This is a genomic window from Microbacterium sp. NPDC006705 (genome assembly GCF_044903545.1).
In the GTDB taxonomy this organism is placed as follows: Bacteria; Actinomycetota; Actinomycetes; order Actinomycetales; family Microbacteriaceae; genus Microbacterium; species Microbacterium plantarum.
On sequence record NZ_JBJDQQ010000006.1, the window covers coordinates 23,705 to 49,956 of the forward strand.

The 26,252-nt window shown below is 66.0% G+C and carries 28 protein-coding genes and 1 pseudogene; 6 read left to right on the plus strand and 23 right to left on the minus strand.

What is annotated here, in order from left to right; genetic code table 11:
- Positions 1 to 5: 5 nt before the first annotated feature.
- The 9 genes from ACI2K6_RS16250 to ACI2K6_RS16290 all read right to left on the minus strand — a co-directional run bounded on the left by ACI2K6_RS16250 (position 6) and on the right by ACI2K6_RS16290 (position 8,062).
- A complete protein-coding gene (locus ACI2K6_RS16250) occupies positions 6 to 392 on the minus strand; it encodes a single-stranded DNA-binding protein (protein WP_269268742.1) in 387 nt (128 codons plus the stop codon).
- 30 nt (positions 393 to 422) lie between these two features.
- Positions 423 to 722, minus strand: coding sequence for a hypothetical protein (locus ACI2K6_RS16255; protein WP_269268741.1), 300 nt, complete (start codon positions 720 to 722; stop codon positions 423 to 425).
- Positions 719 to 1,702, minus strand: a complete 984-nt coding sequence (locus ACI2K6_RS16260) for a M23 family metallopeptidase (protein ID WP_269268740.1) — start codon at positions 1,700 to 1,702, stop codon at positions 719 to 721. Before ACI2K6_RS16260 ends, ACI2K6_RS16255 begins: the two co-directional genes overlap by 4 nt.
- Positions 1,699 to 3,180 carry an ATP/GTP-binding protein gene (locus tag ACI2K6_RS16265; protein WP_269268739.1) on the minus strand — a complete coding sequence of 494 codons (1,482 nt, stop codon included), beginning with the start codon at positions 3,178 to 3,180 and terminating at the stop codon, positions 1,699 to 1,701. Before ACI2K6_RS16265 ends, ACI2K6_RS16260 begins: the two co-directional genes overlap by 4 nt.
- Positions 3,177 to 4,850 (minus strand): SCO6880 family protein, encoded by a 1,674-nt coding sequence (locus ACI2K6_RS16270; protein ID WP_404568981.1) that lies wholly within the window; start codon positions 4,848 to 4,850, stop codon positions 3,177 to 3,179. Before ACI2K6_RS16270 ends, ACI2K6_RS16265 begins: the two co-directional genes overlap by 4 nt.
- Positions 4,847 to 6,103, minus strand: coding sequence for a hypothetical protein (locus tag ACI2K6_RS16275; protein WP_269268737.1), 1,257 nt, complete (start codon positions 6,101 to 6,103; stop codon positions 4,847 to 4,849). Before ACI2K6_RS16275 ends, ACI2K6_RS16270 begins: the two co-directional genes overlap by 4 nt.
- Positions 6,103 to 6,582, minus strand: a complete 480-nt coding sequence (locus ACI2K6_RS16280; RefSeq protein WP_323986759.1) for a hypothetical protein — start codon at positions 6,580 to 6,582, stop codon at positions 6,103 to 6,105. Before ACI2K6_RS16280 ends, ACI2K6_RS16275 begins: the two co-directional genes overlap by 1 nt.
- A gap of 204 nt (positions 6,583 to 6,786) precedes the next feature.
- Entirely contained in the window at positions 6,787 to 7,065 is a 279-nt protein-coding gene (locus ACI2K6_RS16285) for a hypothetical protein (protein ID WP_269268735.1), read from the minus strand.
- Between the two features lies 1 nt (position 7,066).
- On the minus strand, positions 7,067 to 8,062 hold the full coding sequence (locus ACI2K6_RS16290) for a MinD/ParA family protein (RefSeq protein ID WP_404568982.1): 996 nt from the start codon (positions 8,060 to 8,062) through the stop codon (positions 7,067 to 7,069).
- A 362-nt stretch (positions 8,063 to 8,424) separates the two neighbouring features.
- On the opposite strand from ACI2K6_RS16290, the gene ACI2K6_RS16295 reads away from it, so the two are divergent.
- Positions 8,425 to 8,742, plus strand: a complete 318-nt coding sequence (locus ACI2K6_RS16295) for a hypothetical protein (RefSeq protein WP_269268733.1) — start codon at positions 8,425 to 8,427, stop codon at positions 8,740 to 8,742.
- A 556-nt stretch (positions 8,743 to 9,298) separates the two neighbouring features.
- Here ACI2K6_RS16295 and ACI2K6_RS16300 read toward each other — a convergent pair.
- The 6 genes from ACI2K6_RS16300 to ACI2K6_RS16325 form a co-directional block, all read right to left on the minus strand.
- Positions 9,299 to 10,525, minus strand: coding sequence for a hypothetical protein (locus ACI2K6_RS16300; protein ID WP_282502688.1), 1,227 nt, complete (start codon positions 10,523 to 10,525; stop codon positions 9,299 to 9,301).
- 258 nt (positions 10,526 to 10,783) lie between these two features.
- Positions 10,784 to 11,173 (minus strand): hypothetical protein, encoded by a 390-nt coding sequence (locus ACI2K6_RS16305; protein WP_269268792.1) that lies wholly within the window; start codon positions 11,171 to 11,173, stop codon positions 10,784 to 10,786.
- On the minus strand, positions 11,170 to 11,943 hold the full coding sequence (locus ACI2K6_RS16310) for a ParA family protein (protein WP_269268791.1): 774 nt from the start codon (positions 11,941 to 11,943) through the stop codon (positions 11,170 to 11,172). The genes ACI2K6_RS16305 and ACI2K6_RS16310 overlap by 4 nt, the downstream gene beginning before the upstream one ends.
- Before the next feature lie 119 nt (positions 11,944 to 12,062).
- The gene (locus ACI2K6_RS16315) at positions 12,063 to 12,497 is read right to left on the minus strand and encodes a hypothetical protein (RefSeq protein WP_269268790.1); all 435 of its coding nucleotides are present in this window, start codon (positions 12,495 to 12,497) and stop codon (positions 12,063 to 12,065) included.
- A 13-nt stretch (positions 12,498 to 12,510) separates the two neighbouring features.
- A complete protein-coding gene (locus ACI2K6_RS16320; RefSeq protein ID WP_269268789.1) occupies positions 12,511 to 12,720 on the minus strand; it encodes a type II toxin-antitoxin system HicA family toxin in 210 nt (69 codons plus the stop codon).
- Between the two features lie 41 nt (positions 12,721 to 12,761).
- Positions 12,762 to 13,271 carry a hypothetical protein gene (locus tag ACI2K6_RS16325; protein ID WP_404568983.1) on the minus strand — a complete coding sequence of 170 codons (510 nt, stop codon included), beginning with the start codon at positions 13,269 to 13,271 and terminating at the stop codon, positions 12,762 to 12,764.
- Between the two features lie 537 nt (positions 13,272 to 13,808).
- Here ACI2K6_RS16325 and ACI2K6_RS16330 point away from each other — a divergent pair.
- Positions 13,809 to 15,449 (plus strand): ABC-F family ATP-binding cassette domain-containing protein, encoded by a 1,641-nt coding sequence (locus ACI2K6_RS16330; protein ID WP_184219691.1) that lies wholly within the window; start codon positions 13,809 to 13,811, stop codon positions 15,447 to 15,449.
- Complete coding sequence (locus ACI2K6_RS16335; protein WP_071329986.1) at positions 15,446 to 16,711, plus strand: MFS transporter; 1,266 nt, start codon at positions 15,446 to 15,448, stop codon at positions 16,709 to 16,711. Before ACI2K6_RS16330 ends, ACI2K6_RS16335 begins: the two co-directional genes overlap by 4 nt.
- 101 nt (positions 16,712 to 16,812) lie before the next feature.
- On the opposite strand, the gene ACI2K6_RS16340 is transcribed toward ACI2K6_RS16335, so the two are convergent.
- The 4 genes from ACI2K6_RS16340 to ACI2K6_RS16355 form a co-directional block, all read right to left on the minus strand.
- Positions 16,813 to 17,907, minus strand: coding sequence for a hypothetical protein (locus tag ACI2K6_RS16340; protein WP_071329987.1), 1,095 nt, complete (start codon positions 17,905 to 17,907; stop codon positions 16,813 to 16,815).
- A 743-nt stretch (positions 17,908 to 18,650) separates the two neighbouring features.
- Positions 18,651 to 18,971, minus strand: coding sequence for a helix-turn-helix transcriptional regulator (locus ACI2K6_RS16345; RefSeq protein WP_071330018.1), 321 nt, complete (start codon positions 18,969 to 18,971; stop codon positions 18,651 to 18,653).
- Positions 18,972 to 18,976: 5 nt separating this feature from the next.
- Positions 18,977 to 20,119, minus strand: coding sequence for a tyrosine-type recombinase/integrase (locus ACI2K6_RS16350; protein WP_071330019.1), 1,143 nt, complete (start codon positions 20,117 to 20,119; stop codon positions 18,977 to 18,979).
- A 93-nt stretch (positions 20,120 to 20,212) separates the two neighbouring features.
- Complete coding sequence (locus ACI2K6_RS16355; RefSeq protein ID WP_404568984.1) at positions 20,213 to 20,512, minus strand: glutaredoxin domain-containing protein; 300 nt, start codon at positions 20,510 to 20,512, stop codon at positions 20,213 to 20,215.
- Between the two features lie 156 nt (positions 20,513 to 20,668).
- Here ACI2K6_RS16355 and ACI2K6_RS16360 point away from each other — a divergent pair.
- Together ACI2K6_RS16360 and ACI2K6_RS16365 are read left to right on the plus strand one after the other, a co-directional pair.
- A protein-coding gene (locus ACI2K6_RS16360) for an IS5 family transposase (protein ID WP_404568988.1) occupies positions 20,669 to 21,518 on the plus strand; the annotation gives its coding sequence in 2 pieces (ribosomal slippage) (positions 20,669 to 20,974 and positions 20,976 to 21,518; 849 coding nt in all).
- Positions 21,519 to 21,555: 37 nt separating this feature from the next.
- Positions 21,556 to 22,230 (plus strand): DUF6226 family protein, encoded by a 675-nt coding sequence (locus tag ACI2K6_RS16365; RefSeq protein WP_404568985.1) that lies wholly within the window; start codon positions 21,556 to 21,558, stop codon positions 22,228 to 22,230.
- Here ACI2K6_RS16365 and ACI2K6_RS16370 read toward each other — a convergent pair.
- A complete protein-coding gene (locus ACI2K6_RS16370) occupies positions 22,216 to 22,698 on the minus strand; it encodes a hypothetical protein (RefSeq protein ID WP_404568986.1) in 483 nt (160 codons plus the stop codon). The two genes, ACI2K6_RS16365 and ACI2K6_RS16370, sit on opposite strands and share 15 nt — an antisense overlap.
- A 278-nt stretch (positions 22,699 to 22,976) precedes the next feature.
- Between ACI2K6_RS16370 and ACI2K6_RS16375 the strand changes: the two genes are divergently transcribed.
- Positions 22,977 to 23,759 carry an acetoin reductase gene (locus ACI2K6_RS16375; protein ID WP_155049184.1) on the plus strand — a complete coding sequence of 261 codons (783 nt, stop codon included), beginning with the start codon at positions 22,977 to 22,979 and terminating at the stop codon, positions 23,757 to 23,759.
- 93 nt (positions 23,760 to 23,852) lie between these two features.
- Here the strand turns inward: ACI2K6_RS16375 and ACI2K6_RS16380 are convergent, their stop codons facing one another.
- The 3 genes and pseudogenes from ACI2K6_RS16380 to ACI2K6_RS16390 all read right to left on the minus strand — a co-directional run.
- The gene (locus ACI2K6_RS16380; RefSeq protein WP_404568987.1) at positions 23,853 to 25,088 is read right to left on the minus strand and encodes an MFS transporter; all 1,236 of its coding nucleotides are present in this window, start codon (positions 25,086 to 25,088) and stop codon (positions 23,853 to 23,855) included.
- Positions 25,085 to 25,735, minus strand: coding sequence for a GntR family transcriptional regulator (locus tag ACI2K6_RS16385; RefSeq protein ID WP_114306374.1), 651 nt, complete (start codon positions 25,733 to 25,735; stop codon positions 25,085 to 25,087). Before ACI2K6_RS16385 ends, ACI2K6_RS16380 begins: the two co-directional genes overlap by 4 nt.
- Before the next feature lie 86 nt (positions 25,736 to 25,821).
- Positions 25,822 to 26,121, minus strand: a pseudogene (locus ACI2K6_RS16390) (transposase); the annotation flags it as partial.
- Positions 26,122 to 26,252: the final 131 nt, after the last annotated feature.

The window sequence follows — 26,252 nt, forward strand, 5'->3', positions numbered from 1 at the left end:
CGCGGTCAGCTTTCTGCGGAGGCCGGCGCTGCTGTAGCAGGGGCACGGCGGATGGGATCGACGGTGGCTGTCGCGTGGGCGAGGTCGGGACCGATCGCGGAGGCGTCGATGATGCGCCGGTACACGGTGCCCTCTCGGCCCCCGAACGAGGCATCCCGCTCGGCGCCGACGACGATCACCGCGTCGCCTTTGTGCAGCGAGCTCGCGGCATTCGCGCCGAGCTCGAACTTCGCCTCGACATAGTGAGCGAGGGGCTGGTGCCCCTCGATTCGCTCCTCGCCGCGGTACTCGTAGGTGTTCTCGAGCACCGTGAACTTGGTGATCTGGATGCGGCCCGCCTGCTGCACCTCAGGGTCGGCAGAGAGACGGCCGGTAATGAATCGAGTGGACATGGGTAGTTCCTTTCGAGGTCGAGGTCGAGGTCACTCGGACAGCGACTGATGAGCGCGTGTCGTGAAGCCCAGTAGAGCCCGCTCCTTGTCGTTCGCGTCCGGCCACGCCTTCCCGGTGACGTCGACCGGCACGTACCGGTGAGTGGTGCCGTCCTCTCCGAGCTGAACGAACAGAATGAGCGTGCTCTTCACGACGGCATCGCTGCCGTCAAGGTCATCAGCTGCCTCTACCCACACGCGGCGAATGTGGGTGACGTTGATGAGGTCCGTGTTCCCGCTGTTGCGGCGGATCAGGGGTAGAAACATGCGGTTTCCTTTCTTGGCGGTCACCCCGGCAGCGGTGCGCCGGCGTTTTGCATGAACGGCTCGGGATTGATCGGCTTGCCGCTGTGGTGGATCTCAAAGTGGAGGTGGCACCCGAACGAGAACCCTGTCTCGCCCATCGTGCCGATCTGTGTTCCCGCGGCGATCTGATCGCCCTTGGCCACCCGCAGGCTGCCGTCTTCCATATGGAAGTAGCCGGACTCGATGCCGTTGCCGTGGTCGATCCACACGACGTTTCCGCGGTAGGGCTGCACGCCGGCGAAGGTCACGGTGCCGCTGCCAGCGGCCCAGATCGGGCTCCCGCATGACCCGGTGGCCAAGTCGGTCCCCTTGTGGCAGCTATCGCCCGGGCGGTTGATCTCGCACGAGCCGAATCGGTCGGTCATCTTCCCCCGGGCGGGAACGACCCACTCCCCCGTGCCTGCGCTGCACGCCGTGGTCAACGCCGTAACGATCGCTTTCGCGTCAGCCTCGAACGGGGCGTAGTGCTGGGGGTTGTCGTTGACCTGCACGGCGTGGATCGCGAGGGTCGCGGGCATCGTCTGCCACCCGTCCACGCTCGTCAGCCGGCCGTAGAACAGTGCGGCCGAGCGGGAGGGGTCCATTCGCTCCTGGACGGTGCCCCACGAATCCTGCTGCTGGAACAGTCCGATCGACGTCGTACGCGACCCGTCCGGGTTCGTCACCCCCGACGTCTCCCAGTCTCCATAGGTGACGTTCCGCAGTGACGACTCCCCCATCGCGGTCATCACCGCGAGGATCTGGCCGTGCTGGTCGATGCCGAGATCCATGCCGGCGCGGACGATCGCCGCGGCGTTGGTGAGCTGGTCACGCTTATAGCCGTTGACCTCGGCCGGCAGTGAGCCGGTGTCGGCCATACACATGTCGGCGGCATCGGCGCGCTGCACCGATGCGAGGATGAACGCCACCCCGAAGGTCAGGACGAACCCAACCACCGCGACGATCGCAACCAGCTTGATCTTCATGCGTCAGCCTGGCCGTCCCCTCGCGTCTCCTCGGCGGTTTCAGCCTGGCCGTCGCCTCGCATGCCCTCGTCGGTGTCGGTCAACCCGATCTCGATCGATGAGCGCACGTGCTGCACATGCGTCTCGGGAACGCTGCCGTACTTGAAGACGAAGTGTCCGGGGGCAAGGTTCTGCAACGTCTCAGCGGTCGACGGGTCGAACCCGAACGTCTGCACCGCCCAGTTGGCATCTTCCTGGCGGTCCTGCCGGAAGATGTAGATGCTCTGGGCTTCGCTGATGACAGTGCGGCCGGGGGAATCGACGGGGATATCGGCGCCCTTGTGGAACACGAACACGTTGCTCAGGCCGAGGCCACGAGAGAGCTTCTGGTTCGACTTCAGCAGGTGCGCGGTGGGGCCTTGAACCATGTCCCACCCTTCCTCGTTGATGCAGGTCGTCTGCCAGCCCGGATCGGCACGAAGCCGGCCCAGCATCCACTGGTTGCCGATCGCGCGGACCACGTGCGAGGACGGACCCTCACCGGGGAGCTGAGAGATATCGAAGCTCGTCAGCTTGCCGGTCAGCGCCACCTCTTTGCTGGTGTCGCCGTCGAGCAGGCCGCCGTACTCCTCCAACAGCCCTTCGAGGGTGAACCGGACCCCAAGGCCGGCCTGATGCAGCCGGTCGCGTGCTTGCTCGCTGCCGTTCAGCTCCTCGGCATCGACGTCGCCCAGCAGCGGCAGCAGATCGCTCATGGTGGGTACGCGCCGCGCGTCCTCGAACTGCACGAGAGCCCGGGTGAGGGCCGAGCGTGCCGCCTTCTCCTCCCACTCGTCGATGCGCTCACCGTCACGAGCGATACGGAGGATCGCGTGCAGCAGCCGGTAGGTGCCGGCTGAGCCGATCTGGTTGACGATGAGCGGGTCGAGCAGGTTCAGCCGCGACCCGGAACCGTCCGTGGTGAACCGGATCGGTTCACCAGTCCCCCACTCACGCACCAGCTCCGCGTACTCGCCTTCGCCGCCGCGGTTCTTCTTGTCAAAGATCACCGCGCGCCGGCGCCGGATCAGCAGCGGCCGGATCACGTAAACCGTCTTCACGAACGACGATTTGCCTCCTCCGACACCGCCGGCGACCACGGTGTTCGGGGAGGAGATCAGGCGGGGGTTCGAGTTGTACGCGGTGATCGGATCATGGGCGATGAGGGTGTGCGAGAGCATGTCGCGACCGTTCGCGACGCCGGCGGTTCCCGTCACCGGGCCGATGAGCGCAGTGTTCAGCACGGAGGTCTGCCGGGTCGTCGAGGGGGCTCCCTCGAATACCGGCGCGTAGTACCCACGTCCCGCCTTTCGAGTGTTCGCACGCCGGTTACGCCCGGGCAGCTCATAGGGCGAGACCTCGCCGTGCGTCTCCTCGACGTCAGCGGGGATCTCCGCAACGGCAACGTCGGACTGCTTCTTGCTCCGCCGCGACCGGCGGGGCGTCGTGCTCTCGCTCACGCGATCGCCTCCTTGTCTCCCCCGCCCGCGATGACGCGCATAGCGCGTGCACCGAAGGTGGGTACGTGCGGGCGCAGCCCGCGCGCGATGGGCCAGGTCGTGCCGCTTGCTGCGGCCTGGTACGAGTCCAGCCACTCCAACCGCTGGATGCCGACTTCGTTGGCGCAGACCTCCGCGAGTTCCCGGCTCGCTGAGGCGAGACGGTCGCGGCTGTCGGTGGTGATGGTGATGAAACCGACCCAGTTCGCGCCGTGGTGTCCGCTGCCTTCCGCGAGGTCGCTGCGTCGACGCTGGGCGGCGAGGATCTTCACCTTGCCCTCGTCCAGCGGGATCTTCCCGTTCGATGTTTCGGAGATCTCCGCGGCCATGTCCGACACGAGGTCACGACGTGCGGCATGGCGGGCTTCCCCGGCGGGGATCAGCTCGACGTGGAAGCTGACGGTGCGGATCATGTCCAGCTCGCGGCCGACCAGCAGCTCGAGCAGCCACAGCGGGCGCCGCTGCGCGACGGTGAGCGATTCCGCGCGGATCACCGCGGTGCGGTGCCACCACTCAACGTGCTCGCCCGATTCCGGGTCGATGCCCTCTACGACGTGAGCGGAGTACTCCCCGCCCCGGGCTCGTTCTCCGGTGCTCGTGGGTTCCATGTCGCGCACCAGGTCGAGGGGCCGTGAGGGGTTCTGCATGTGGCGGATCACCGCCGCCGTTCCGCGGGCGGTGAGCGGTTCCGCCCATGAGTGGCGGGAGTCGAGCAGCCCGCGGCGGAACGACTCGATCTCGGCTGCCATGAGCTTGCGCCACCCGTCACGACCGGTGCCGTACTCGCGTGCCTGCTCGACGAACCGAGCGTTCACGGGCCAGCGGCCCACGACGTAGTGGCGCTGCACCATGGCTCCACGAGACGACTCGATCAGCACCTCTTCGTAGGACTTCTTCGCCCAATCGGGCGCGTCCTCGTCGATGTTGTTGAGCACCCAGAACTCCTGCAGCGCGGTGTCTGCCGGCAGAACCCGGGTGACCGACTGCATCATGCGCATCAGCGAGCCCGGAGCGGCCTTACTGGCCTGGAAGGCTCCGAACGCTTCGGCGCCGCGTACGACGTTCTCGGACGACTCCATGCCGCGCAGCTGGCCACTCACCGAGAACGCGACACTCAGGTAGGGCTCTTCCCCGGTCGGGCCGTGCCAGGCGATCCCGGGGACGCCACGGCCGGACTGCAACCAGCCCATACCGTCGCAGCCGTCCGGGTTGGCTCGCATCGCGTTCAGCTCACGCGCCCATTCGATGCGGCCGGCCCGGTCAGCCTTGTCCTTGGTCTTGTTCGTCTGCTCAAGCGCGGTGGTCAGCAGCGCCGCACGATCGGCGTCGTACGGGATGAACTCATCCGCGTGCGTGCGCTGGGCGAGCTGGTGCCGCCGCGAGCGGCGCCGACGTTCGATGATGCTCCCGTTATGGGTGCCGCTCGTGAGGATGACGAGGACCGTCACGCCCACCAAAGCGGAGACGATCGCGACCCACCCGAGGGCCGGCGTGAAGACCATGCCGACACCGATAATCGCCACCGTGCCCCATCCCCGGGACTTGCTCTGAGTGCCCCAGAATCCGCGGTGGCGGCCCTCGCCGCCGAGGATGTAGATGCCGCGCTCGGACTCGTACTGTGACTCGCTCACTGCGGGCGCTCCTTACCTTGAACGGGCGGGGGTGTGACGGATTCGTGTGCTGTCTCGCTTGCCTTCCTCGCGACGGTCTGCGCACCCTTCGCGGCCACGGCGGTCCCCGCGTTAAATGCCGTCGACGCCTTGGTGCCCGCACTTGCCAGGGCGGGCGTGCCGGCGCCGGTGGGCTGCTTCGCGCGTACCTTCCCCGCGTTCTGGGCGCCGAGCTTGGGGGCAATGGAGCCCGCAGCGTCGCTCGGCCGCGCAGATGTGCGAACGGTCTGACGCGTGGGCGCTGCGGGCGCCTCACGGCTGGGAGCGCGGTGCGACCGGCCGGGCGACGTCGGCCCGATCGGTGTCGTCGGCGTCGAATCCGACGTCGGCGCCGCGGCAATGCTCTTCCGAGCCCACGTGATCAGCACGAACGGCAGGAAGACGGCCAGCACGATCGCCATGACGGCGATGATGACGCGGGCGAGGTTCTTGAACCCGTCGTTACCCCATGCGGCCACCGAGTCGATCGGCAACCGGAACGCGAATCCGAGTGCGAGGAAGAGCAGAGGCTGCACAAGGAGCATCCCGACCCACAGGCCAACGGCTCGCGACGCGGCAGCACGGCGACGCGGGTCGACCATCCATGCAATAGCGATGGGGATGAGCGCGCCGGTGAAGTACTGGACGACGAGTTGGAAGATGAAGATGAACGGGATGATGAGCATGCCCAGCGTCATCGCCCAGATGACGATCATGCCCACGACGGCCGCGCCGGTCATCTTCGCGGGGTCATCCGGGGCGATGGTCGAGAACGTCTCAACCATCTGCTCGATCGATCCGCCATAGGCCCAATCGATGATGCTGCGGGTCAGCAGTCGCAGCAGCTCGATGATCGACAGCCCAATGAGAGGGCCGAACATCGCGCCCATGATGAAACCGGGGAAGTACAGCCCGATCGCCTCGAAAAGCTCCTGCCCGCTCTGGTCGCCCTTCGCGACGCGCACGAACTGCGGGAACAGCAACAGAACGGCGAGCATCAACGCGAGCGCGAACGACACGGCGTAGGTGCTTAGGAACGACTGCAACGTGAGATCCGGGAGAGTCGACTCGGTGATCGCCGGAATGACGTCCCGGCTGAGGCTGATCGTCGCGTCGCGGCCCGACTTGTACATGTTCCCGAACGGATCGGACCAGAAGTTGACGACCCCGCCCACGGCGTCGACAGCACCGGACACACCGTCGGTGAAGTCACCCCAAAGGTCGATGCGGTGCATCAGCAGCCCTCCGGGATGACCGTTCCTGTGGTGCGAAGTGTGTTCGCATCGTCCTTGAACTCACCGTCTTCGATCGCCCACCCGTTATCGGTCCAAACGACGCCATAGGAAGGCATGAAGTTGAGCGTCGGATCGATCGCCCCCTGAAGCACCAGCGGCAGCATCAGCGTGAGATCCACTCGCTGATCCGTGAAGCTGTCCACCCGGTAGTAGCCGTTCAGGCTGGTGAGGTAGAACTGCGACGCATCGACCTTCTCGGCAGATGCAGCCGACTGCGCGAGGTTCGGCGCGACAGACGCCACACCGTCGATGAGCGCAACCTCTTCGGCGGGTACGACCGGCTTCTGCCCGATCCACCGCGTGAACGCGATCGCGAACGAGACGGCGCCTTCGGGGGTTTGCGGTGCCGCGGCCTGCGCGTCGAGCACGGCCTGCGGTCCACGGGAGTCGCCTCCGAGGCAGCCGTCGACGCCCGCCACGGCAGGGGGGGGAGGTCGTGGCGGACGTCGACGGGGTTTGTGGGGTTGTGGGCTGAGCGGGCGGCTCGGGCGCCGCGGTGTTGTCCCCGCGGCTGCCGAGGAATACGCCGAGCCCGATGCCGCCGGCGACGAGAATCGCGGCGGCCGCGATGACCGCGACCCATACCCAGCGGCGGCGCGGTGCTGTCGTCGGCGTGCTCATGGTCAGGCGAAGATCGCGATGATGGCGCCAACAACGACGGCGAGGGCGACCAAGACGCCGAGGGAGATGCTGGCCCACAGCACCTGCTTTTTGCCCTCTGCGACGGCGGCGGGGTTGCTCTCGCCGTTCTGGCCAACCTTCACGATCGCTTGGATGAGGAAAACGATGCTGATGACGATTGCGATCGCCCAGACACCGGCGAGGATCTTCTGCCACAGCTCAGTGAACTGCGCTCCAAAGATCGTGAAGTCGGGGATGATCCCATCAAGCGGATTCTGCATGTCACTGCGCCTTTCGTAGTTCGGTGTTGAGTTGCTCGACCACGCCGGCTGTCAGTCGGGTGATTGCGTCCTTCGTGGCAGGCGCGAGCTGGCCGTAGACGAGCGTCGTGCGCTCAGCGATGTGGTGATCCATCGGCAGGTGGTAGACCGCTCGGATGCCGGCCTTCTCGATCAGCTCGTCTGCGTAAGCGCTGACCTCGGCATCCTCGGGCCGGCCGTCGTGGGTACGGACGACGATCGCGTTTCGTGCCAGATGCGCGGCGTGGCCGCCGCCCTGGTGGAGGTGCCGGAGGAGCTGCATAGCGCCTTGCAGGGCGTCGAGAGCATCCAGCACGGGGATCACGAGAACGTCGGTGACATCGAGTGCCCCGTGGAACGCGCTCGAGCTGGGCTGGTTACCGGTGTCCATGACGCGGACGGGGAAGAACTCGTCGATCTTGCTCGTGATCCGCTTGACGTCCTCGCCGCTCAGGGGCTCCCGGTCGCCCACGGTGCCGATCACGGATGCGTAGCTGGTTTGCTGCGAGACATAGCCGGCGAGGTGGCCGGCGCCGCGGATCTGGTCGAGGTCGCGCAGCAGCTCGGCAACGCCGACGTTCGCGCGACCTTCGGAACGCACCGACAGGGCGCCGGGGTCGTCTGCGACCTCGACAACAACTGTCCCTCCCCCACGGGTGGTAGCAAAGCAGCCACCGATCGCGAGCGAGAGGGGTGTCTTCCCGACGCCGCCTTTGGGATTGGCAACGAGAATCCCGACGCTGCGCTGCCAGCGCGACAGTCGGATGAGCGATCGAGCGCTACCCAGCTCGGCCGCGGCCAGTTCCGCGGGGCCCTGCTTCACCTTGAAACCCAGGTTTCGTGCGACGGCCCGCCAGCCAAGCGACGGCGCCTCTGCGGCACGTTCGCGACGGTTAATTCGGAGATCTACCGACGGGACGCCGCCGGCAGCCTCCGGCGCGCCCTGCGCTTCATCCGGCAGGGGCACGTCGTCGATCACCGCCGGAGGCTCGGCCGGTGCAACATCGTTGCGAAACCGGTCGAGCAGATCGTCCGTCGGTGAAGCTTGCGCTTTATGCGTCTTGTCCCCCATTTGGGGGACAGATTCACCCGCTCGCGGCGATGACGGCAGCTCGACCGACTCGACGTAGCCCTCGGCGCGTGACGCGCCTCGGAAGCTTGTATTTTCGACCTTTTCAGTCACTTCGCACCCCCTGCGTGCACCATGCTAACGACGGGCGATGACATGCTCCCCGCGGGAGGCGATAACTCGCCCTCGAATCAACGGTAACGCGTTACCCGAGATGTTGGATGAGAGTGCTTTAACAATCTGGGTCATGCCACTACTGGCACAATGAAGCCATGCCGATTCGCACCCCGATACCCGACCTGACGGGGGAACCGCTGAACGCGCATCGGGTCATTCAGAACGAATCGCGCCTGATCTGCCTGCGGTACCTCCTCAGCGTCGAGTCCGCATCCCGCGCCGAGATCACACAGGCCACCGGCCTTGCGGTGACGACGACTGTCGAAGCCCTCACAGAGCTTGAAGAGCGCGGCTACGTGACAGACCCGAACATGCCCGCGCATTCTCGTGCCGGCAGGCGTCCGCAGTACAAGGCGAATCGGGAACGAGTCACGACCGAACTTCTCGCGTTCGTGAGCTGGGTTCTCAGGTAGTCACGCCCGCCGACATGGCACTCGGGGTTGACACGTACGTGTCAACCCCGAGTAGCGTCCGCACTGTCAGCTAACTGGCTGTTCCGTACTGAAAGGTGGAAGCAGCCCAGCCAAGGATGATCCACGTCAGGGCGGGGGCGATAACGCTCACGGAAGCCAGACCCCACAGCAGGCGGTCGCGTGTCCGGTGTGCAATGTAGCCCGCCCACACAGCAAGCAAGATGCAGACGGCGGTGGCACCAACTGTCAGGAATGTGACTGTCCAGCTCGAGTGAATCGTGGCTGTAGTGCCGTCTGCGAGCAGCCAGGTGCACTGCCGCCCGATGGGCCACGCGGAGGCCTCGGCGTACGTCAGCGCCTGCTCTGTCAAGGCAACGTTGGCAGGGGGCGCAAGTTGACATTGCGCCTCTGCGCTGACCCTCGTTTCCAGGTACTGCGCAGCAAGTCCGACTACGAGAAACGATCCCGCCACAAAGAAAACGGCCGTGAGGGCGGCTCTGAGCCGCCCGTGCCCTTTGTTTCTCATAGTCGGACCTCCGCTAAGAAAGTACTGGAGTCAGCACGGGTACTTGCTGGGGGGAATCTCTCCGTAGCCCCCAGAGTTCCAGCACACAGTCGGTGCCGTCCAGTTTCGCCACGAGGCGAGCGTGCCGCGCGACTGGTATCCGGTCTGCGTGAGCCCCATGCAGTCGGTGTTGGACAGCCAGGGCTGAAGAAGGCAGCCTGTGGAGTTGACGGGCTGGATGTTCCCCGAGATCCGTCCGATGTTGTCGAGTCCACGGGGCGCGGTGACGAGGATGAGCATCTCTTGCATCCCGTTCGGCCACGCGCCGAGAGTTTGCGGGCTCCGGATGCCGATGCCAATCGAGTTGCGGTTGCACTCGTCGAAGAGATCGTTGTAGTCGGCGTATGCGCCGAGACGCGAGGGCAGCGGGTTCAAGCCGAAGCCCGAGTCGTACATCACCGACCAGTTCCACCCGTAGTTCTTCGCGAACGGTCGATCTTTGTAGTTGGCCGCAGCGACCGAGCAGTTAGGACGTTGGTTGACCTGGTAAGCCGACGCATCTGTGTACACGTTCACCTCGGCTTCCCATCCGTCCTCGCCGTTCATGACATCTGTGGAAGCTTGACCCGGGTACCAGTTCAAGTACTGATCGAACAGAACAGTGCTGCTGGTGGGTCTTGTGATCTGGACGTCGACCGAGGTGGGCTCCCAACGCGTGGCCGCCCGGGCGGCGCCCCTCGCCTGCTGGTCCACGCCTGCCATATCGATTCCTGCTCGCTCCCGACGAGATTCGAACAGCTGCTCGATGCGTGCCGGATCGGCAGCCGGGGCAACGTAACTCGAGGAACGAGCTGTAGAGCTGAGAGGCGGACTCACGGTGAGCCCCTTAGACATGTAGAGGCTTTTCGCTTGCTCCGTCGGCATCTCTACAACAACGTGAGATATCTCTGGCTGCGTCCCATAGAGATCGTTGAACTCCGCGAGATACGTCTCCACGTCCACGCCAGAGCTCGGGGAGTACTCACCGACCACCACATCGTTCTCGAACCGGAACGCCGAAACGGGGTAGCCGAGAGCCTCCTCCATGCTCACAACATCCTGAAGACGCTGATGAGAAGTGAGGGGCACGTCGACCCGGGCAGTGGCGGGAGCAGAGACAGCGGTGGGCGGGCTCCCTGTAGCCTCGCCCCCCGGTTCGGCGGCATAGCTCGGGGCGGTCGCTACGAGAGCCAAAACCGCTGCGGTTGCTCCAGTTGCCATGAGTCGGGACTTCTTCATCGATCGCTCCGCATCTTCTTTCACGCTGGGGTGAGGTTGGGATCGGTGCACGGTCATACGAGATGACATGCAGCCGTCGAGACACATACTCCTTGTGCCCCATGCCGCACGCGTTACGTCGCAAGCCGCCCCACGCCATTCAAGGCGGCTCTCAACGCGAGACCTGTCGCTGTGTGGCCGCGCCACCGGGCTGATCAGGCCGCCCAATTTTTCCGATGGATCTCATCCATATGGATGATGGTCAGCTGGGCGCTGCGGCTATTGGCTCCAGAGCGCGAGGATCGCTTCTTCGATGAGGACGCGCTTTGACGCCTTGCTTCCGCGCCTTGCCTTCTCGCGCGCGACTGCGGCATCGAGCACGGCCGCGACGTCGGGGCTGATGCGCGTCGCGAGCTGCACGGTCACTTCCGAACCCCCAGCCACGGGGGCCGGCGCGGGCGATGCCGCGAACCGCGTGTTCGTCGTCGGAGCAGGCGACGGGGCTGCCGCGGGCGCCTCGGCGCCCTTGCCCTCGACAGGGCTTTTGGACACGGTTGCCGGCGCCGGCGTCGGTGCGGGGCTGGGTTTGTAATCGATCGGGTCAACCCCGGCGTCGGGAGCGGGACGTGGGCGGGAACGGGCGGGCCGGTCGGGCTGGTTCGCGGTCATCGGATCACCTTTCGCATCACTTCGCTGTATGCCTCTCGCACCGGCGTTCCCTTGCGGTACGCGCCGTACCACTCCCCCGCCATGCGGACCTCGGGAACGATCGCCAGGTGCGGGACGATCGGCTCGATGATCGGCGCGAGCTCGCGCACCTGGTCGATCGCGTCCTGTTCGGCGTAGGACAAGAAGCCCGTGCCGTCGCGGGTCATCGTGACTCCGGCTTCTTCGATCCCGGTTGCCGCTCCCAGGCGCGCCATGCTGCGCCTGAACGCCTCCACGGTGCGCTTCGCACCGGTCACCCCATCGATGCCCGAATCGGACGCCGTAGCGGCGTACAGCACCCGATCCGAGGCGTGCAGAGCAGACAGCGTCAGAGGACCGCCCTGACGGTTCGCGCAGTCGATCACCACAACGTCGGCGTCGAGGTCGACCAGCGACGCCTTGAGCCGCAGCTCGGCGTAGTCGTCGCGCTCGCTCTCGCGGTTGCTGAGGTCACGAGCGGAGGGGATCACGCGCAACAGCTCATGCCAACGGCTCGGCACGGCGAGATCCTGCGCCCAACCAGTGGGCTCTTCCTTGGCCCCGAGGATCGCGCCAACGTGCAGCCCCTCCCCCACCGGCTCAGTGCGCGTCCACTTCGTCGATGCCGCACGTGGGTCGAGGTCGATAAGCACCGTGCGATGCCCGGCTTCGGCCGAGGTCATCGCCACCGATACCGCCGCGGTCGTCTTACTGACTCCGCCCGCCTCGCTGTAGACCATCACGATTTGCATGCTTCCATCCTACCTTCTAGCTAACGTTCCAGCTAGCTTTCTTTCTGCCTATCTGACTAGCTAGCTTTCTAGAAAGACAGCTAGCTACCGCCTTGTCTCAGACGGTTCGTCTGAGACGCTTACGACGCGAGTTCGCTGGTCCGCACGGGCGCAGCCTTGCCGAGCTGGTCGATGCGTTGGCGGCTGATGCCGAGCGCTGCCGCCGCGGCCTCTGCGGGGTAGCCCTGAGCGCGGAGGGCTCGAACGGCGTCACGGCGGAGCATGGCTGCGCGGGTCTGCTGTTCGCGGGCGGCTTCTTCGGCGGCGGTGCTGTCTTTCCAGAGCTGGGCGACGTCTTCGGGGATCACGACGTCGACATCGACGGTTACCGCGTCGTCATCGAGCCACGCCGCTGCGAGTTCGTGAGCCGCCTTGTCGATGCCTCGGAAGGTCGTCGCGGTGCCGGTCGCGATGATCGTGCCGCCGGCGGGGGAGGGACTGGTGAGTTCGGGGATCTCGATCGTCCACCATCCGTCTTCGTCTCGGTACGCGCGAGCTGCAAGCTGTCGGGTCATCTGTCGGCTCCTTTCAGTTCCAGTTGGCCGGGGTGTCGTCGAATGCGTTCTGAATCTGTCGCACGATGCCCGCGGACACCTCGCCGCCGTGAGCGGCGATCACCAGCGTCATGGCGCCGTCTGACGATTTCCACGTCTCGTGACTGCCTTTGGTTCGCACGTGCTCCCAGCCCTTTGAGCGCAGGAACTTCGCTACGTCCCGGTGCTTCTGTCGCTTGGTCATAAGACTATGCTAGTCCCCCTAGCACTGCAATGCAAGGGGGACTAGCTATTTTCTTCGGATTCGAACGCGGTGCCGCAGATGCCGCAGATGATGGGGCCTGCCTCGATGACGCTGAGAGAGGCGCGGATCTTCCGCCCGCATCCGCAGACGACGGCGGCGCCGTTGTTGTTGCTCTTCCGTCCTCCGCCGGTGGCGATCGCTTCGGCGCGGCGGTGAGCGGTGATCGCGGTGTGCAGCGTCGCGATCGTCTCGGCGTACTCGGCTTCGGTGTGACGGGGGAGTGTCGTCACGCTCCACCCGATGCTCTGATCGTGCTCGATGGTGAGCCCGAGGCCTTCGGCAATGCTCTTGAATCGCTGGTTGTGGTAGCGGCCCTGACGGCTGGTGTCCTGGATGCCGCGGGACTGTGCGGCCGCGTGTGCGGCCTCGTGCAGCAGCGTCGCGAGGACGGACGCGGCGCCCCCGGCCAGGCCCTCACCGCCGACGAACAGCTCGTGCAGCTCGTCCTCTCCGCGCACCCATCGCGCTGCGGCGAAGTGTCCGAGCTTCATCCCCTTTGCCTCGCTCCCGCTGCCGATCGTGACGACGACCTCGGGAACCTCGGGGGTGACGCTTGCGGATATCGGCCCACGCCTGCTCGATTGCGGCGACCAGGGGAGCGGCGACGGTGGCGCTCATGCGTTCACCGCCTCGGGGACCGGCGGAGAGTCAATATTGAGGGTTGCGCTATTCGCAAGCACGCGTCGATCCGCTCATGCCTTTGAGCGACAGCTAGCAGATCGTCGTCCGCCGAGTGTGGTGGGCTTGTACCTCTCCTCTGTTGCGGAGATGTCCGGGCAGGCGCGTCCCGCTGACGAGAGCCACAAACTCCAGGCGGAGTCTCTTCGGTGGTTGCTCTGATCACGTCGTTCGATACACTCGGAATGTGCATTTGTACTTCCTGTGACGGCTGAGTAAGGCCTACCGCGCTCGTTGAGTCATCCGAGCCTGCGGCGGCCGCTCGTTCTCGACCCTGCACGGGTCGCCGTCACCTTGCGCACCCTCGCACGCTTCATAGCCGTGCGGTGCGTCGTTTCCGAAGGATACGAATGCTCTCCCTCAACACCCCTCTACCAGCGCGCCATCGCGCGCAGCTCATCGCCTCCGACGTCTCCGTAACGCGCGGAGCCACCCCCGTCCTCAGCCACGTCGACCTCACGGTCACGGCCACCTCGCGAGTAGCGATCGTGGGCGAGAACGGCCGGGGGAAGTCGACGCTCCTGCACGTCCTCAGCGGCGCTCTCACCCCGGACAGCGGAGTAGTGCAGCGACTCGGGACGGTCGGCATAGCCGAACAAGAGATGCCGACCGGCGGCAACCGCACAGTGGGCCAGGCGGTCGCGGAAGCGATCGCGCAGCCGCTCGCCGCCGTTGCGGCCCTCGATTCGGCCGCGGTGTCACTCGCCGCAGGCGTCCCCGGCGCCGAAGAACGATACGCCGCCGCATTGGAACACGCCGAAGTCCTCGATGCGTGGGATGCCGAACGGCGGGTGCAGATCGCGTTGGAAGCACTCGACGCCGAAACGGAGCCATCCCGGCGCCTGGACGACCTCTCCGTCGGGCAGCGCTATCGAGTCCGTCTGGCGTGCCTGCTCGGCGCCGACGACGATTTCCTGCTCCTCGACGAACCCACAAATCACCTCGATCGAAGCGGCCTCGAGTTTCTGACCACGCAACTGCGGTCGCGAAACGGCGGCGTGGTCGTCGTCACCCATGATCGCGCGCTGCTCTCCGACGTCGCGGAGACGATCGTGGACCTCGACCCGACCCCGGATGACCGGGTGCGCGTGTACGGCAACGGTTATGCCGGCTACCGCGAGGGCCGGCGCGCCGAGCGCGAACGGTGGGAGCACGAATTCGAGCGACAGCAGACCGAGCTCGCGCGGCTGCAGGACAGTCTCAGCTCGGCGCAGAACCGACTCGTCTCGGGGTGGCGACCAGAGAAGGGAACCAACAAGCACGGACGGGCCACGCGCGCGGGCGGGCTCGTGCAGAGCGTGCATCGCCGGCAGGAGCAACTCGAAGCGCACGCGGTGACTGTTCCCGAGCCGCCGCAAGTGTTTCGCTTCCCGGAGCTTGCGACCCGAACCGGAGCGGTGCTGTTGAGCGTGGAGGACGTGACCGTGACCGGCAGGCTTACGCGCCCGGCGGCGTTCTCTCTGTCACACCGCGGGCGTCTCGTAGTGACCGGACCCAACGGGGCCGGCAAGTCCACACTGCTGAGCGTCGCAGCGGGAGACCTCCGCCCGGACACCGGCACCGTTCGTCGCCCGCAGAACGTGCGGCTCGCTTTTCTGCGCCAAGAGTCGGAGCTGCCGCTGGATCGTCGCGCGAGCGAGTTCTACGCAGCCCACGTCGACGCGCTCGTTCCATCGCGTGAGGCAGTCGGTCTCTCGCAGCTCGGGCTCCTGCGCGCCCGCGAATCGAGCAAGCGGATAGGTGAGCTGTCGATGGGCCAGCAACGGCGCCTCGAGCTGGCCCTGGTGCTCGCCACCAAGCCGCACGTGCTCTTGCTCGACGAACCGACCAACCACCTATCGATCGCGCTCGTCGACGAACTGACCGACGCGCTCAACGCCACCCAAGCGGCTGTTGTCGTATCCACCCACGACCGGCAGCTTCTCCGCGACGTCGAAGGCTGGCCGGCACTGCAACTGGAAGCTACGACCGAAAGCGAGGCGCTCGTATGACCCGCGAGACTCCCGACCGGCTGCGGGCGCTGCGCCCTCTCGCTACCCGCGACTACCGGCTGCTGTTCGCGGCCGTCGGTATCGAAGTCTTCGGCACCGGCATGTGGACCATCGTCATGGTGTTTCAGGTGCTCGCACTCGACGACAGCCCCCTTGCCCTGTCAGCCGTCGCTACCGGGCTCAGCCTCGGCCTCTTCGCTTTCTCGGTCCTCGGCGGGGTGGTAGCCGATCGCTTCTCGAAGCGGCGGATCATCATCACCGTGCAGGGACTCACCGCGGCGGTCATGGCCGCCGTCGCGGTGCTGTCCCTCACGGGCGCGATCGAGTTGTGGCATGTCGGGCTCGCCTCGTTCGCCATGGGCGCGGGTAGTGCGTTCTTCTACCCGGCCTACAGCGCCTACCTCCCCCAAGTACTACCGCCCGAACAACTGCTCGCCGCAAACGGGCTCGAAGGGGCTCTCCGGCCCTCGATGGGGCAGGGCCTCGGACCCGCCCTCGGAGGGATCATCGTCGGGGCGTTCTTCCCCGCCATCGGAGCGGTCATCGTCGCCGCGTCCTACGCAGTCGCGTTCGTCATCACACTGTTCCTCAGCCGCCGGGAGGAAACCACCGAACCGGAACAGTCGCAGCAACGCACGAGCGTGTGGGGCGACCTCAAAGCCGGGGTCCGCTACGTCGCCCGCACCCGCTGGCTGCTATGGACCCTGATCTTCGGATCATCCCTCGCGCTCATCATCCAGGGCCCAATCGAGGTACTTCTCCCCTTCCTCACCCGCGACCGATTCGACGACGCCGAAGCAACGTTCGGACTACTACTCGCCGCCTACGGAATCGGAGGCGCCATCGGATCGCTCATCGTGTCGTCACTCAAACTGCCCCGGCGATACCTGACACTGATGATCGGCCTCTGGGGCGGCGGAACCCTCCCGCTCGTGCTCATCGGCCTCGCCAACAACCTAATAGTGATGCTCGCCACACTGTTCGCGGTCGGAGCTGCCACAGGAGCCGGCGTGGTGATCTGGGGCACACTGCTTCAACGCCTCGTGCCACCCGAAATGATCGGCCGTGTCGCCAGTCTCGACTTCTTCGTCTCCATCGCGTTCATGCCCGTCTCGATCGCCATCGCCGGGCCCCTATCGCTGATCGTGCCGATACCAGCCATCTTCATCGTGGCCGGCGTCGCGCCGACGCTGCTCGCCATCGTCGCGCTTCTAGCCGGACGCATGCGGGACGTCGAGACGAGACACCCCCTGGACACTTGACCCAGCGCCGCACTGCGTCCCTGATTGTTAGCGTCCTGGAAGGAATTGACTCGGCTTGGAGTTCTCGGGCCGCGGCTGCCTGAACCCACTCCGATGTGCCCTCAGCGGGGGAGGAAATCTGCTCTCGCGGCGACGAACTCGGAATTGTCGCGTTGCGAGAACTGCGACCATCGGCTCGCTGTCTGCGGCGTGATTCCCATCTGAACGGCCACGATAGCGGCGGGGAGGTCGCTAGCGAGGGCGAGCATGGCGTAGTTCCGGGCGATCCGCGGGCTGACCCCGGCCCGCGCTATCCACCGTCCGAGGGTCGTGGGATGGATCGGCTCGTGGTGTCGTCGGGGAGATGGGAATAGATACGATCCCTCACCGGCTCGCCGAGTCGCCCCCGGATTCTGCTCAGCTTCTTTCACGAGCTGCGCGAAGAGTTGAGCGACCGAGTTCGGGATCTCGATGGGTTCTGTCGATAGCGCGAGATACGTTCGTCCTCCGGCTGTACTGGTGTCGACAGTGGTGAGCCGGTGGATGCGGTCGGTTCGAGCTCCGTAAAGGAGCACGAGCAGCGCGGCAACCCTGGTCGCGAGGCTCACCGTGTCGTCCGACCCGGCGATAAACGTGCGGACCAGAGCGTGATGCTCGTCCTCCCCGCTGACCTCGCTCGGCCTGGCCTGCTGTCCGCGCTCGACGCGGAGTCCCGGATACTGGCCGGTGGACCTGAGCCACGAGATGAACGGTGCGATGTCGCCGGTGCGGGCTGCGTTGCCGCCGACCCACCGGTCTAGGACCTCCTGTGTCAGCGCGGAGAAGCCCGCCCCTTCTTGCTCGACGTGCTGCAGGAGTCGCGCGGCCGCGCGGATCCGTTCACGCGCGGAATCTGCGACACCGACCGTGGTACGGCGGCGTCCTGCCCGCCGCCGCACAGTCCGCAGCACCTTCCATTGTGCATAGGGAGTGATCTCGGCGGCATGGTGTGAAGGAAGCTGGATCAGGTACTCGTCGACCCATGTTTCGAGCCGCTCAGTCTGCTCATCTCGTACCGGGAGAACGCCGACGTCGACCAGGAGCGCACGGAGATGATGTCGCGCCTGCCCAGGCGGACACGCGTCAACGCGCGCATGCGTGATCGACTCTTCCGACCCGATCGCTCGGAGCAGAGCTCTCGGGGTGGGCTTGAGCAGCCATCTCATGGTCGAGTCCACGCGACCTCGATAAACGAGCGCGTCCGGGAGCCCGGCCAAACGCCCGGGGATCACCCCCGTCGCGGACGCGAGGAGGTCGCCGGCGGCTCGAACGACGGAGCAGCGGATGCAGGTGTTCTCGAAGTGCTGCTCACCCGGGGCGCCACACGTGGCACAGACGTAGTCGCGCGTCGACCCTGCACACGGCCCGCAAACGCGCTCCCCTCGGTCATCGCGACCGATGAGCGCTTTCACCTGCCCACAAGACCCGCAGCCGTCGGGGTGGCGGAGCTCGCGTCGATAGCACACGCCGCATATAGACCCGAGGGGCCAGGTCGTATGAACCGCGCGCTTCTCACCGCAGATGGCGCACTCGGCGATGGGGGTGCGGTAGCAGCTGTGGCACAGATCTGCTACGCCATTCTGGTGGCGGGTTGCGACGCGTCGCTCCCGTCCGCATTGTCCGCACGCTCTGACCGGTGCGGAGTAGCAGCGCTGGCAGAGATCCTGACCGTCCACGATGGCGGTGACGTGATCGACACGGCCGCATCCCGCACACGCCCGCTTAGGGCGCGCGCAGTGCCCGCAGAGTGGTGCGCCGTCCTCGGCTCGAGCGCTGGGCGCACGGATGCGACCACAGCGCGAGCACTCCATACGTCGGCTGACGTTGTAGCACGGTCGGCAGAGCCCTCCACCGTCGGGGAGTCGTTTCACCCGCGGGGCGCGGCTTCCGCACTCGGAGCAAGGATGCTCCGGCACCACGGTCATTTCGAATGCCCGGGCCGATTGATCGTCGTTCGGCGGGCGGATACTCGGCTCTTCCGCGGGATGACTTCCCCGGAAGCCTTCCTGGCGGACGCCTCGACGATGCGGGGTTCGATGAGGTCGTTGGGTGTGCACTCAAGGATGTCGCACAGCGCGATCAGCGTAACCATGCTCAGGCGCTGCGGCTGACCCGTCACCAGCCGGTAGGTCTGCTCCCGGGAGAGCGCGACTCCACGCTCAGCGAGCAGCGGCTGCAGGTCCGTCGTGGCGAACATTCCACGCTCCGCCATCTTCGCTCGCAGATGCCAGACGTAGTCCATCTCTTTCACCGTGCTGCCTCCTCGAAGTCGGCGCCGTAGCGGGTGTGAATAGCTTGGGTGAGCAGCCGGTTCCGGTACTCGTTAGAGACGCCGACGTAGATCGCGGTCGTCGAGGAAAACGAGTGCCCCACCTGCTCCTGAATGAACCGCTCCGGGTAGTCGAACTCCACCAGGTGCGTCACGTACGAGTGCCGCAACGAATGCAGATCCAACGAAGAGTCGATCCCCGCGGCATCACGAGCTGTACAGAACGCTTCGTTCGCCGCACGCCTGCTCAGCCTCGTGCCCCGTTCGGTCACCCACAGAGCAGGCGACGAACTCGACGATGACGACAACGCCGGCCGAACCTCATCGAGGTAGTGCGCCAGCGTCTCCGCGATCCAGCCCATCTCCGGAACGGTGAGCACCGTGCGCCGCTTCGACGGGCCCCCGCGGCTCGCTTTGCCATGGCGCACCGACAGTGCACCGAATCGGTCTAGGTGCGGCAGCTTCGCGTTGCGGCGGAGATCCACGAGATCAAGCATGACCGCCTCACGTCTTCGCAACCCGAACGCATAGACGCACTTGAGAAGCGCGGCGTCCCGCACGGCCTGAACCGCACCCTTTCGCCGTCGCGACAGGATCCGTGCGGCGAGCCCGTCGGCCGCATCGAACAGCGCCTGGACTTCGTCGAATGTCAACGGTCGCCGCGCGGCATCGCCCTCGTACTCGCTGACATGCACAATCGAGTTGTCCTCATGGAACACCTGTCTGGGTGCAGCGCCAAAACGCGCTTCACACTCGGACAGCCAGGGATATCGAGGATCAGTGATGTACTCGCAGAACATCTTGATGTCGATCTCGTATCCACGCAGCGTCGATAGCCGCAACGGCTTCACGCCCGAGCGCAGCTCACTGATCCACGCCTCCGCCTCCGCCGGCGTCCATTGCCACGGGTACATACCCGTGAAGTCCACGAACCGGCGCACGAGCCGCTCTCTCGCCGCAATCGTCGGAGCCTTCAAGAAGCGAGCAATCTGCTGGGCTCGCCACCCATTCAACATCCCGTCGAGCACGGCTCCCTCAGGGTCAAGATGAATGACATTCCGCGCGGAGACGAGCCGCTGCGCAGACGATGGATCAACTTCAAGCACATCCTCATGATGCATCCAATACAACATTGATGCAAATGAAGTACTCTGGGTGATCAAGAGTGGCGCAGAGACCCCCGGCCCCCTCGACATCCTTCTTGAGCTCAGGCTCTACCGCGCGGGCGATCGCGCTTCGCGCGTTGCATCGGATGGCAATATCGCCCGTTTGTCGATCTCTGCGATGAGGTCGGGACGGAACCCGGACCATGCCGAAGTGCCGGGGACTTTCACCACGGGGAGGCGGGTGAACCCGAGGGCTCGCAGCTCCTCGGCCGCGCCCTCGCGCAGCTCGTCGACGTCAACGATCCGGTAGTCGACGCCGTGACCGTCGAGGGCCCGATATGTGGCGTTGCACTGCACGCATCCCTCACGGCTGAACACCGTGACCCGGCCTGTGGTTGTTGCGCCCATGATCTTCTCTCCTCCCCTTCACGTTTTTTTGCCGTGAAGGCGACTTGTCGCCGCTAGGCCGTGTTGATCAAGAGGGTTCACTCTCCGCTGGGCGAGTCTTGAACGGTGACGCGGCAGGAGATCTCGGACGAGGTGTGGGCCGTGCTGGAGCCGTTGATGCCGACGGTGACCGGGAGGTCGAGGCCGTGGACGGATCATCGCCCCGCGGTCGAGGGTATGACGTGGAAGTACCGCACCGGGGCGCCGTGGCGGGACGTGCCGGAGCGGTTCGGTAAGTGGAACTCGATCTACAAGCGGTTCAACCGGTGGGCCGAGGACGGCACCTGGGAGAAGCTGCTGGCCGAGGTGCAGAAGCAGGCCGACGCCGCCGGGAAGATCGACTGGGTCGTCTCGATCGACTCCACGATTGCACGTGTGCATCAGCACGGCGCGACACTGAAGCGTGACACAGGGGGCTCTGCCGAATCACAAGAATCCGTGGTTCGAGCCGTCTGATCACGGGATTGGACGTTCCCGGGGCGGACTGACGACCAAGCTGCACCTGGTCTGCGACGGCCGCGGAAGGCCGCTAGGCATGGTCATCACCGGTGGGAATGTCAACGACACCACGATGATGCCCGCCGTGCTTGAGGACATCCGCGTGCCCCGCGATGGGGAGGGCCGGCCGCGCACCCGCCCCGACCGGGTGCTCGCCGACAAAGGCTACCCGTCGAAGGCAAACCGTGCATGGCTGCGCGCGAGAGGGATCGCGGCCACGATCCCCGAGCGGGACGATCAGATCGCGCACCGCCGCAAGAGGCCAGGCCGACCGATCGACTTCGGCGATCAGCAGCAGGAACGCTACAAGGGCCGCAACGTCGTCGAACGCTGCTTCAACAAGCTCAAGCAGTGGCGCGGCATCGCGATGCGTTCGGACAAGCTCGCTCGCAACTATCGTGCCGCGATCAGCCTCGCTGCGACGCTGATCTGGATCAAGACGGACCTGTCCCGTCCGGCCTGGCCATAGGCCGGCCGGCGCCGCGCCGATGCGGCAGGATGACGGGATGAGTTCCTACGTTCGCCCTCTGATCGAAGCGCCGGTGTTCCGCGACGCTGACGGCGCGGTGATCAACTACGGGAGCCGGTGGCACGAGTCACCTCCGGAAGACACCTACTCGGTCGACACGCATCCCGAGCGGTTCGCACCGCTGCACGTTGTCGCTGACGCCCTTATCGCCCACCTCCGAGAGACGTATGACGTCGAGGTCGATGAGGGCGTTGAGGTGACAGCGGATCTGCTGCGTCCCGCGTTTCATGATGTGGTGCGCGCGGTGCGGATACGTCCTAATGATCCGAAGTGCGCGTCCTTGACGTTGGTCTTCACCGCTTATCCGGGGATCTACATGCACGCGGGACTATTGCACGACTTCCACTACCCAGTCTGCGGTTGCGACGCTTGCGACTCGAACTGGGAGGCCGAAGCCGATGAACTCGAGCAGCAAGTATTCGCGACCGTCAGCGGCAACTACCGAGAGACGATCGAAAGCGGACTTCGCCCCTGGGTCGATTACGCCTTCACCTATCCCGACGGCGCGAGCTCCGGGAAATCCCGCTCCCAAGATCTTCCTGCCCACCGCCTCAAAGACGCCAAGCCCGTCCTCCGCGACCTTCCCGACGGATGGAATCACTGGCCGCGCCCGGCCCCGCCTCTCGATCAACACGGCCTAGCTCGACGGTAGGCCGAGCCTGTCGAAGAACGCCCTGTTCTGCTCCGTGGCCGCGTTGACGAGGCCGTCGAAACTGATGACCTCGACATACGCCTTGTACGGCTCGACGTAGCCGAAGTACCCGAGCCCGTCATGCGTCTTGATCAAGTTCGACAGCTTGCACATGCGCTCCATCGTTGGCGTCAGGTCGGCGATGACGTAGCAGAAGGCCGGCGGCTCCTGCGCGCTCGACGGAATCAGCCGCCCGGTTGCCGTCGTTACTTTGCCCTCGCGAACCCGCGCGACGTAGTCAAGGCACTGCGCGATGGGGTTCTTGTCCTCCGTCGTCGCGTCGTTGCGCATGGGGCGCTTGAGCTCGACGACGATCGACTGCAGCGGCAACTTCTGCCCCGCGGTCGCGAGCACGGGCGAGTCCGCCTCGAGCACGCGTGTCGCCAGTATGTCCGGTCGGTTCGTCGAGGCGTCGTCCGTGACGGGCATGCTCTTGAGAGTCTTGTCGGACGCGAGGTAGTGTGGAAGACGAGCCGCTCGTCCAGATTCCACAGGTTCGACGCATCGACCCAGACATCGTTCGAGTCCTTGCGCATGGGGAAAAGCAGCTCGTGGACGCGGTCTTCGCGAGCATACTTGCCATCTCCGTCCGACTCGATGAGTTTTGCGAGGATGTCGAGGGTCGTGCGGCGCCGAGCAACGTGCCTTCGGGCGACCTTATCTCGGAGCGCGACAGCGCTTCATCGAACCATGAAGGAGTAGTCGGAATGTCCACTGCCAAGGTCGCTCTCGTCTCGGGCGCAGGTCAGGGAATCGGTCGCGGAATCGCGCTCCAGCTCGCGAAGGACGGCTTCGACGTCGCCGTCGCAGACCTCACGTTCCAGGAGGAGAAGGCGCGCGGCGTCGTCGCGGAGATCGAGGCGCTGGGCCGCCGTGCGATCTTCGTGGCTGCCGACGTGTCGAAGAAGGAAGACGTCGTCGCCGCTGTGGACGCAGCCGCCACGCAGCTCGGTGGGTTCGACGTCATCGTGAACAACGCGGGCATCGCGCAGGTCAAGCCGATCCTCGACGTGACGGCGGAAGAGCTCGACAAGATCTTCTCCATCAACGTGAACAGCGTGGTCTTCGGCATCCAGGCCGCTGCCGACAAGTTCATCGAGCTCGGTGTGAAGGGCAAGATCATCTCCGCCGCCTCGATCGCGTCGATCAAGGGCTTCCCGATCCTCGGCGCGTACTCGGCGTCGAAGTTCGCCGTGCGCGGCCTCACGCAGGTCGCGGCGCAGGAGCTCGCCCCGAAGGGCATCACCGTCAACGCGTACGCTCCCGGCATCGTCGGCACGGGCATGTGGGACCTCATCGACGAGAAGCTGTCGGAGATCAACGGCAAGCCGCGGGGCCAGAACCTCAAGGAGAACGTCGAGAGCATCGCCCTCGGCCGCATCGAGACGCCCGAAGACGTCGCGAACGTCGTGTCGTTCCTCGCAAGCGAGAAAGCCGACTACGTGACCGGCCAGGTGCTGCTCGTGGACGGCGGAATGCTCTACAACTGATGCATCCGAAGGGGGCGCGGGGAGGACATGTCCTTCCCGCGCCCCCTTTTTTGCGAAGTCTTCGCGAGGACGCCGCGCCCGGCCGGTTCCTCATCAGGCCGCCGGCAGGTGCCGGCGCCAGCTGAGCGCGACGATCCCGACGCTGACCGCCGCCAGGACCGCGCCGGCGAGGAACATCGTCGTGTACGGGATCCACGCGCCGAGCGCGGCGAGGATCGCCGGGATGAAGAACCCGAGATACGTCAGTGAGTAGTACACCGCGGTGAGTCCGGCAAGATCGCGCGGACCGGCGATCCGCTGAATCTCGCGCAGTCCCCCGACGAGCAGCATGCCGTAGGCCGCGCCGAGTGCCGCGGCGGCCACGAACGCCCAGGCTAGCGAGTTGAGGCTCACCGCGACGGCGGCCAGGATCATGGCGGGAACGGTGACCGTCAGCGCGATCCCGATGCCGCGGGCCGACAGCGGGGTGTCGACCTTCGCGGCGAACCGCTGCACCGCGACACCGCAGCCGAGCGCGACGACGCACAGCAGACCCGACACACCGATCTGCAGTCCCGGCGCCTGCGACATCATGAGGCCCGGCAGGATCGCGTACGCGCTTGCGGCGGTGCCGAAGACCCACGGCGCCATCGGGACGACGACGAGGAGGAACCGGCGGTGCATCGCGGTGGGGATGCGCAGGTCGGCGAGGAGCGGCCCAGAGGTGTCTGGGCGCGGCCGGCTCTCCGGCGCCGCCCACAGCAGCACGAGCGCGACGAGGGTGAGAGCGATGTGCAGGAGGTAGGGCGACGCGGCGGGGATCGGGCCGAACTGCCCGAGCGCCGCAGCGAATCCGGCGCCCAGCGCGAACCCGGACGTCAGTGCGAGTGCAGCGCGTGAGGCGCCACGGCCGTCGACGGCGCGGGTCGTGAACGGAGGCTCGGAGAGCTCTTTCACCCAGCTCGTGCCGACTGCCATCACGAGCCCCAGCGCGATACCCGACAGCACCCGCCCGGCGAACAGGAGCGGCATCGAGGAAGCCCCGACGGCGAGGAGCGTGCTGCCCGCAATCGCGATGATCGGGGCGGGGACGAACAGCGGTCGGCGGCCGTACCGGTCGGACAGCGGGCCGCCGAGAAGGAGCGCGGGCACGATGCCCAGGACATATGCCCCGAGCAGTACATTCACGCTGAAGGCGCTCATCTGGTCGATCTGGCGGTACATCACGAGCAGCGGTGTGAACTCGTTTCCACCCCACGCGACAGCGAACAGGGCAGCGCTCACGCGCATCCAGGAGACGATCGCGATCCGCTCTCCGGCGGCGGCTCCCTCGGAGGACATCTCACTCATGACAGCAGCTCCCGGTGGGTCTTCTTGATGTGACGGCCGAGTGCCACCTCGAACGCCGCGGTCTCGCCATCGCCGATGAGGCGGACGAGCAATCCGTGATCGTCGAGCACCTGCTCGGCTCGGTCGTCGCGTCGCCAGAGCGACCACGCGAGCATCCGCCTCTGCCGATCGCGCAGCGTCGCGAAGAACTCTGCGAGCAGGGCGTTCCCGCCGGCCGCGACGATCCGGGCGTGGAAGGCCGTGTCTGCCTCGGCGAGCCGCGCGAGGTCGGATGCCTCGTACGCGCGGCGTTGCTCGTCGAGGATGTCGGAGAGCTCGTCGACGACGTCCTGCACCCGTTCGGAGTCACGGACGAGCCGCCGCACGGCATCGGTCTCGATGAGGATGCGCGCCTCGACGACGTCGTCGAGCTCTCCCGGCGTCACATCGCGGATCAGCGCACCGCGCTTGGGGTACAGCCGCATCCACCCCTCGACCTGCAAGCGCAGGAACGCCTCGCGGACGGGGGTGCGGCTCATCCCGAGTTCGTCGGCGATCGTTCCCTCGCTGACCATCGTCCCGCCGGCGAGATCGCCGTCGAGGATCCGCTCCTTGACCTTCGCGTACGCGGCATCCGCGGCGGATGCCTCCGTCTCCTGATGCTCCATGACCCCGTCCCCGTGCTGATGAACAAGATAGATACTAGTTGCATCTCAGCCCGGTGCAAAGTGGCTCTTCGGACATTCGGTGGGGGTCATGGAGTGAGGCCGCCGGCGGCGAGGAGCATGCGGAGGCGGTAGTTGTGCCGGTTGCGATAGCCGCGGGCGAGGCGCCGGTGCAGCTCGATGATTCCGTTGATCGCCTCGGTGCCGCCGTTGTTCGCGCGCCCGGTCGCGAAATACGCGAGGAACGCTGACCGCCACCGGCGCAGGGTGCGACCGAGGCGGGCGATCTCCGGGATCGGGCAGGTGTGGAATGTCTCGGCGACTCGCTCCGCGATTCGGCGGCCCTCGGCGAGATCCTTCGCGTGGTAGGCGGATCGCAGTTGCTGCGCGGCATGACGCCATCCTCTCAACTCGAAAAGATGCGGCACCAAACCTGGGACGGTTCAAGCGGCGCTAGGCGAGTCTGATTGCTGCGTCGATCTATGGGGTGAGGGCAGTGGCCGACATCGCGGTCCGAACT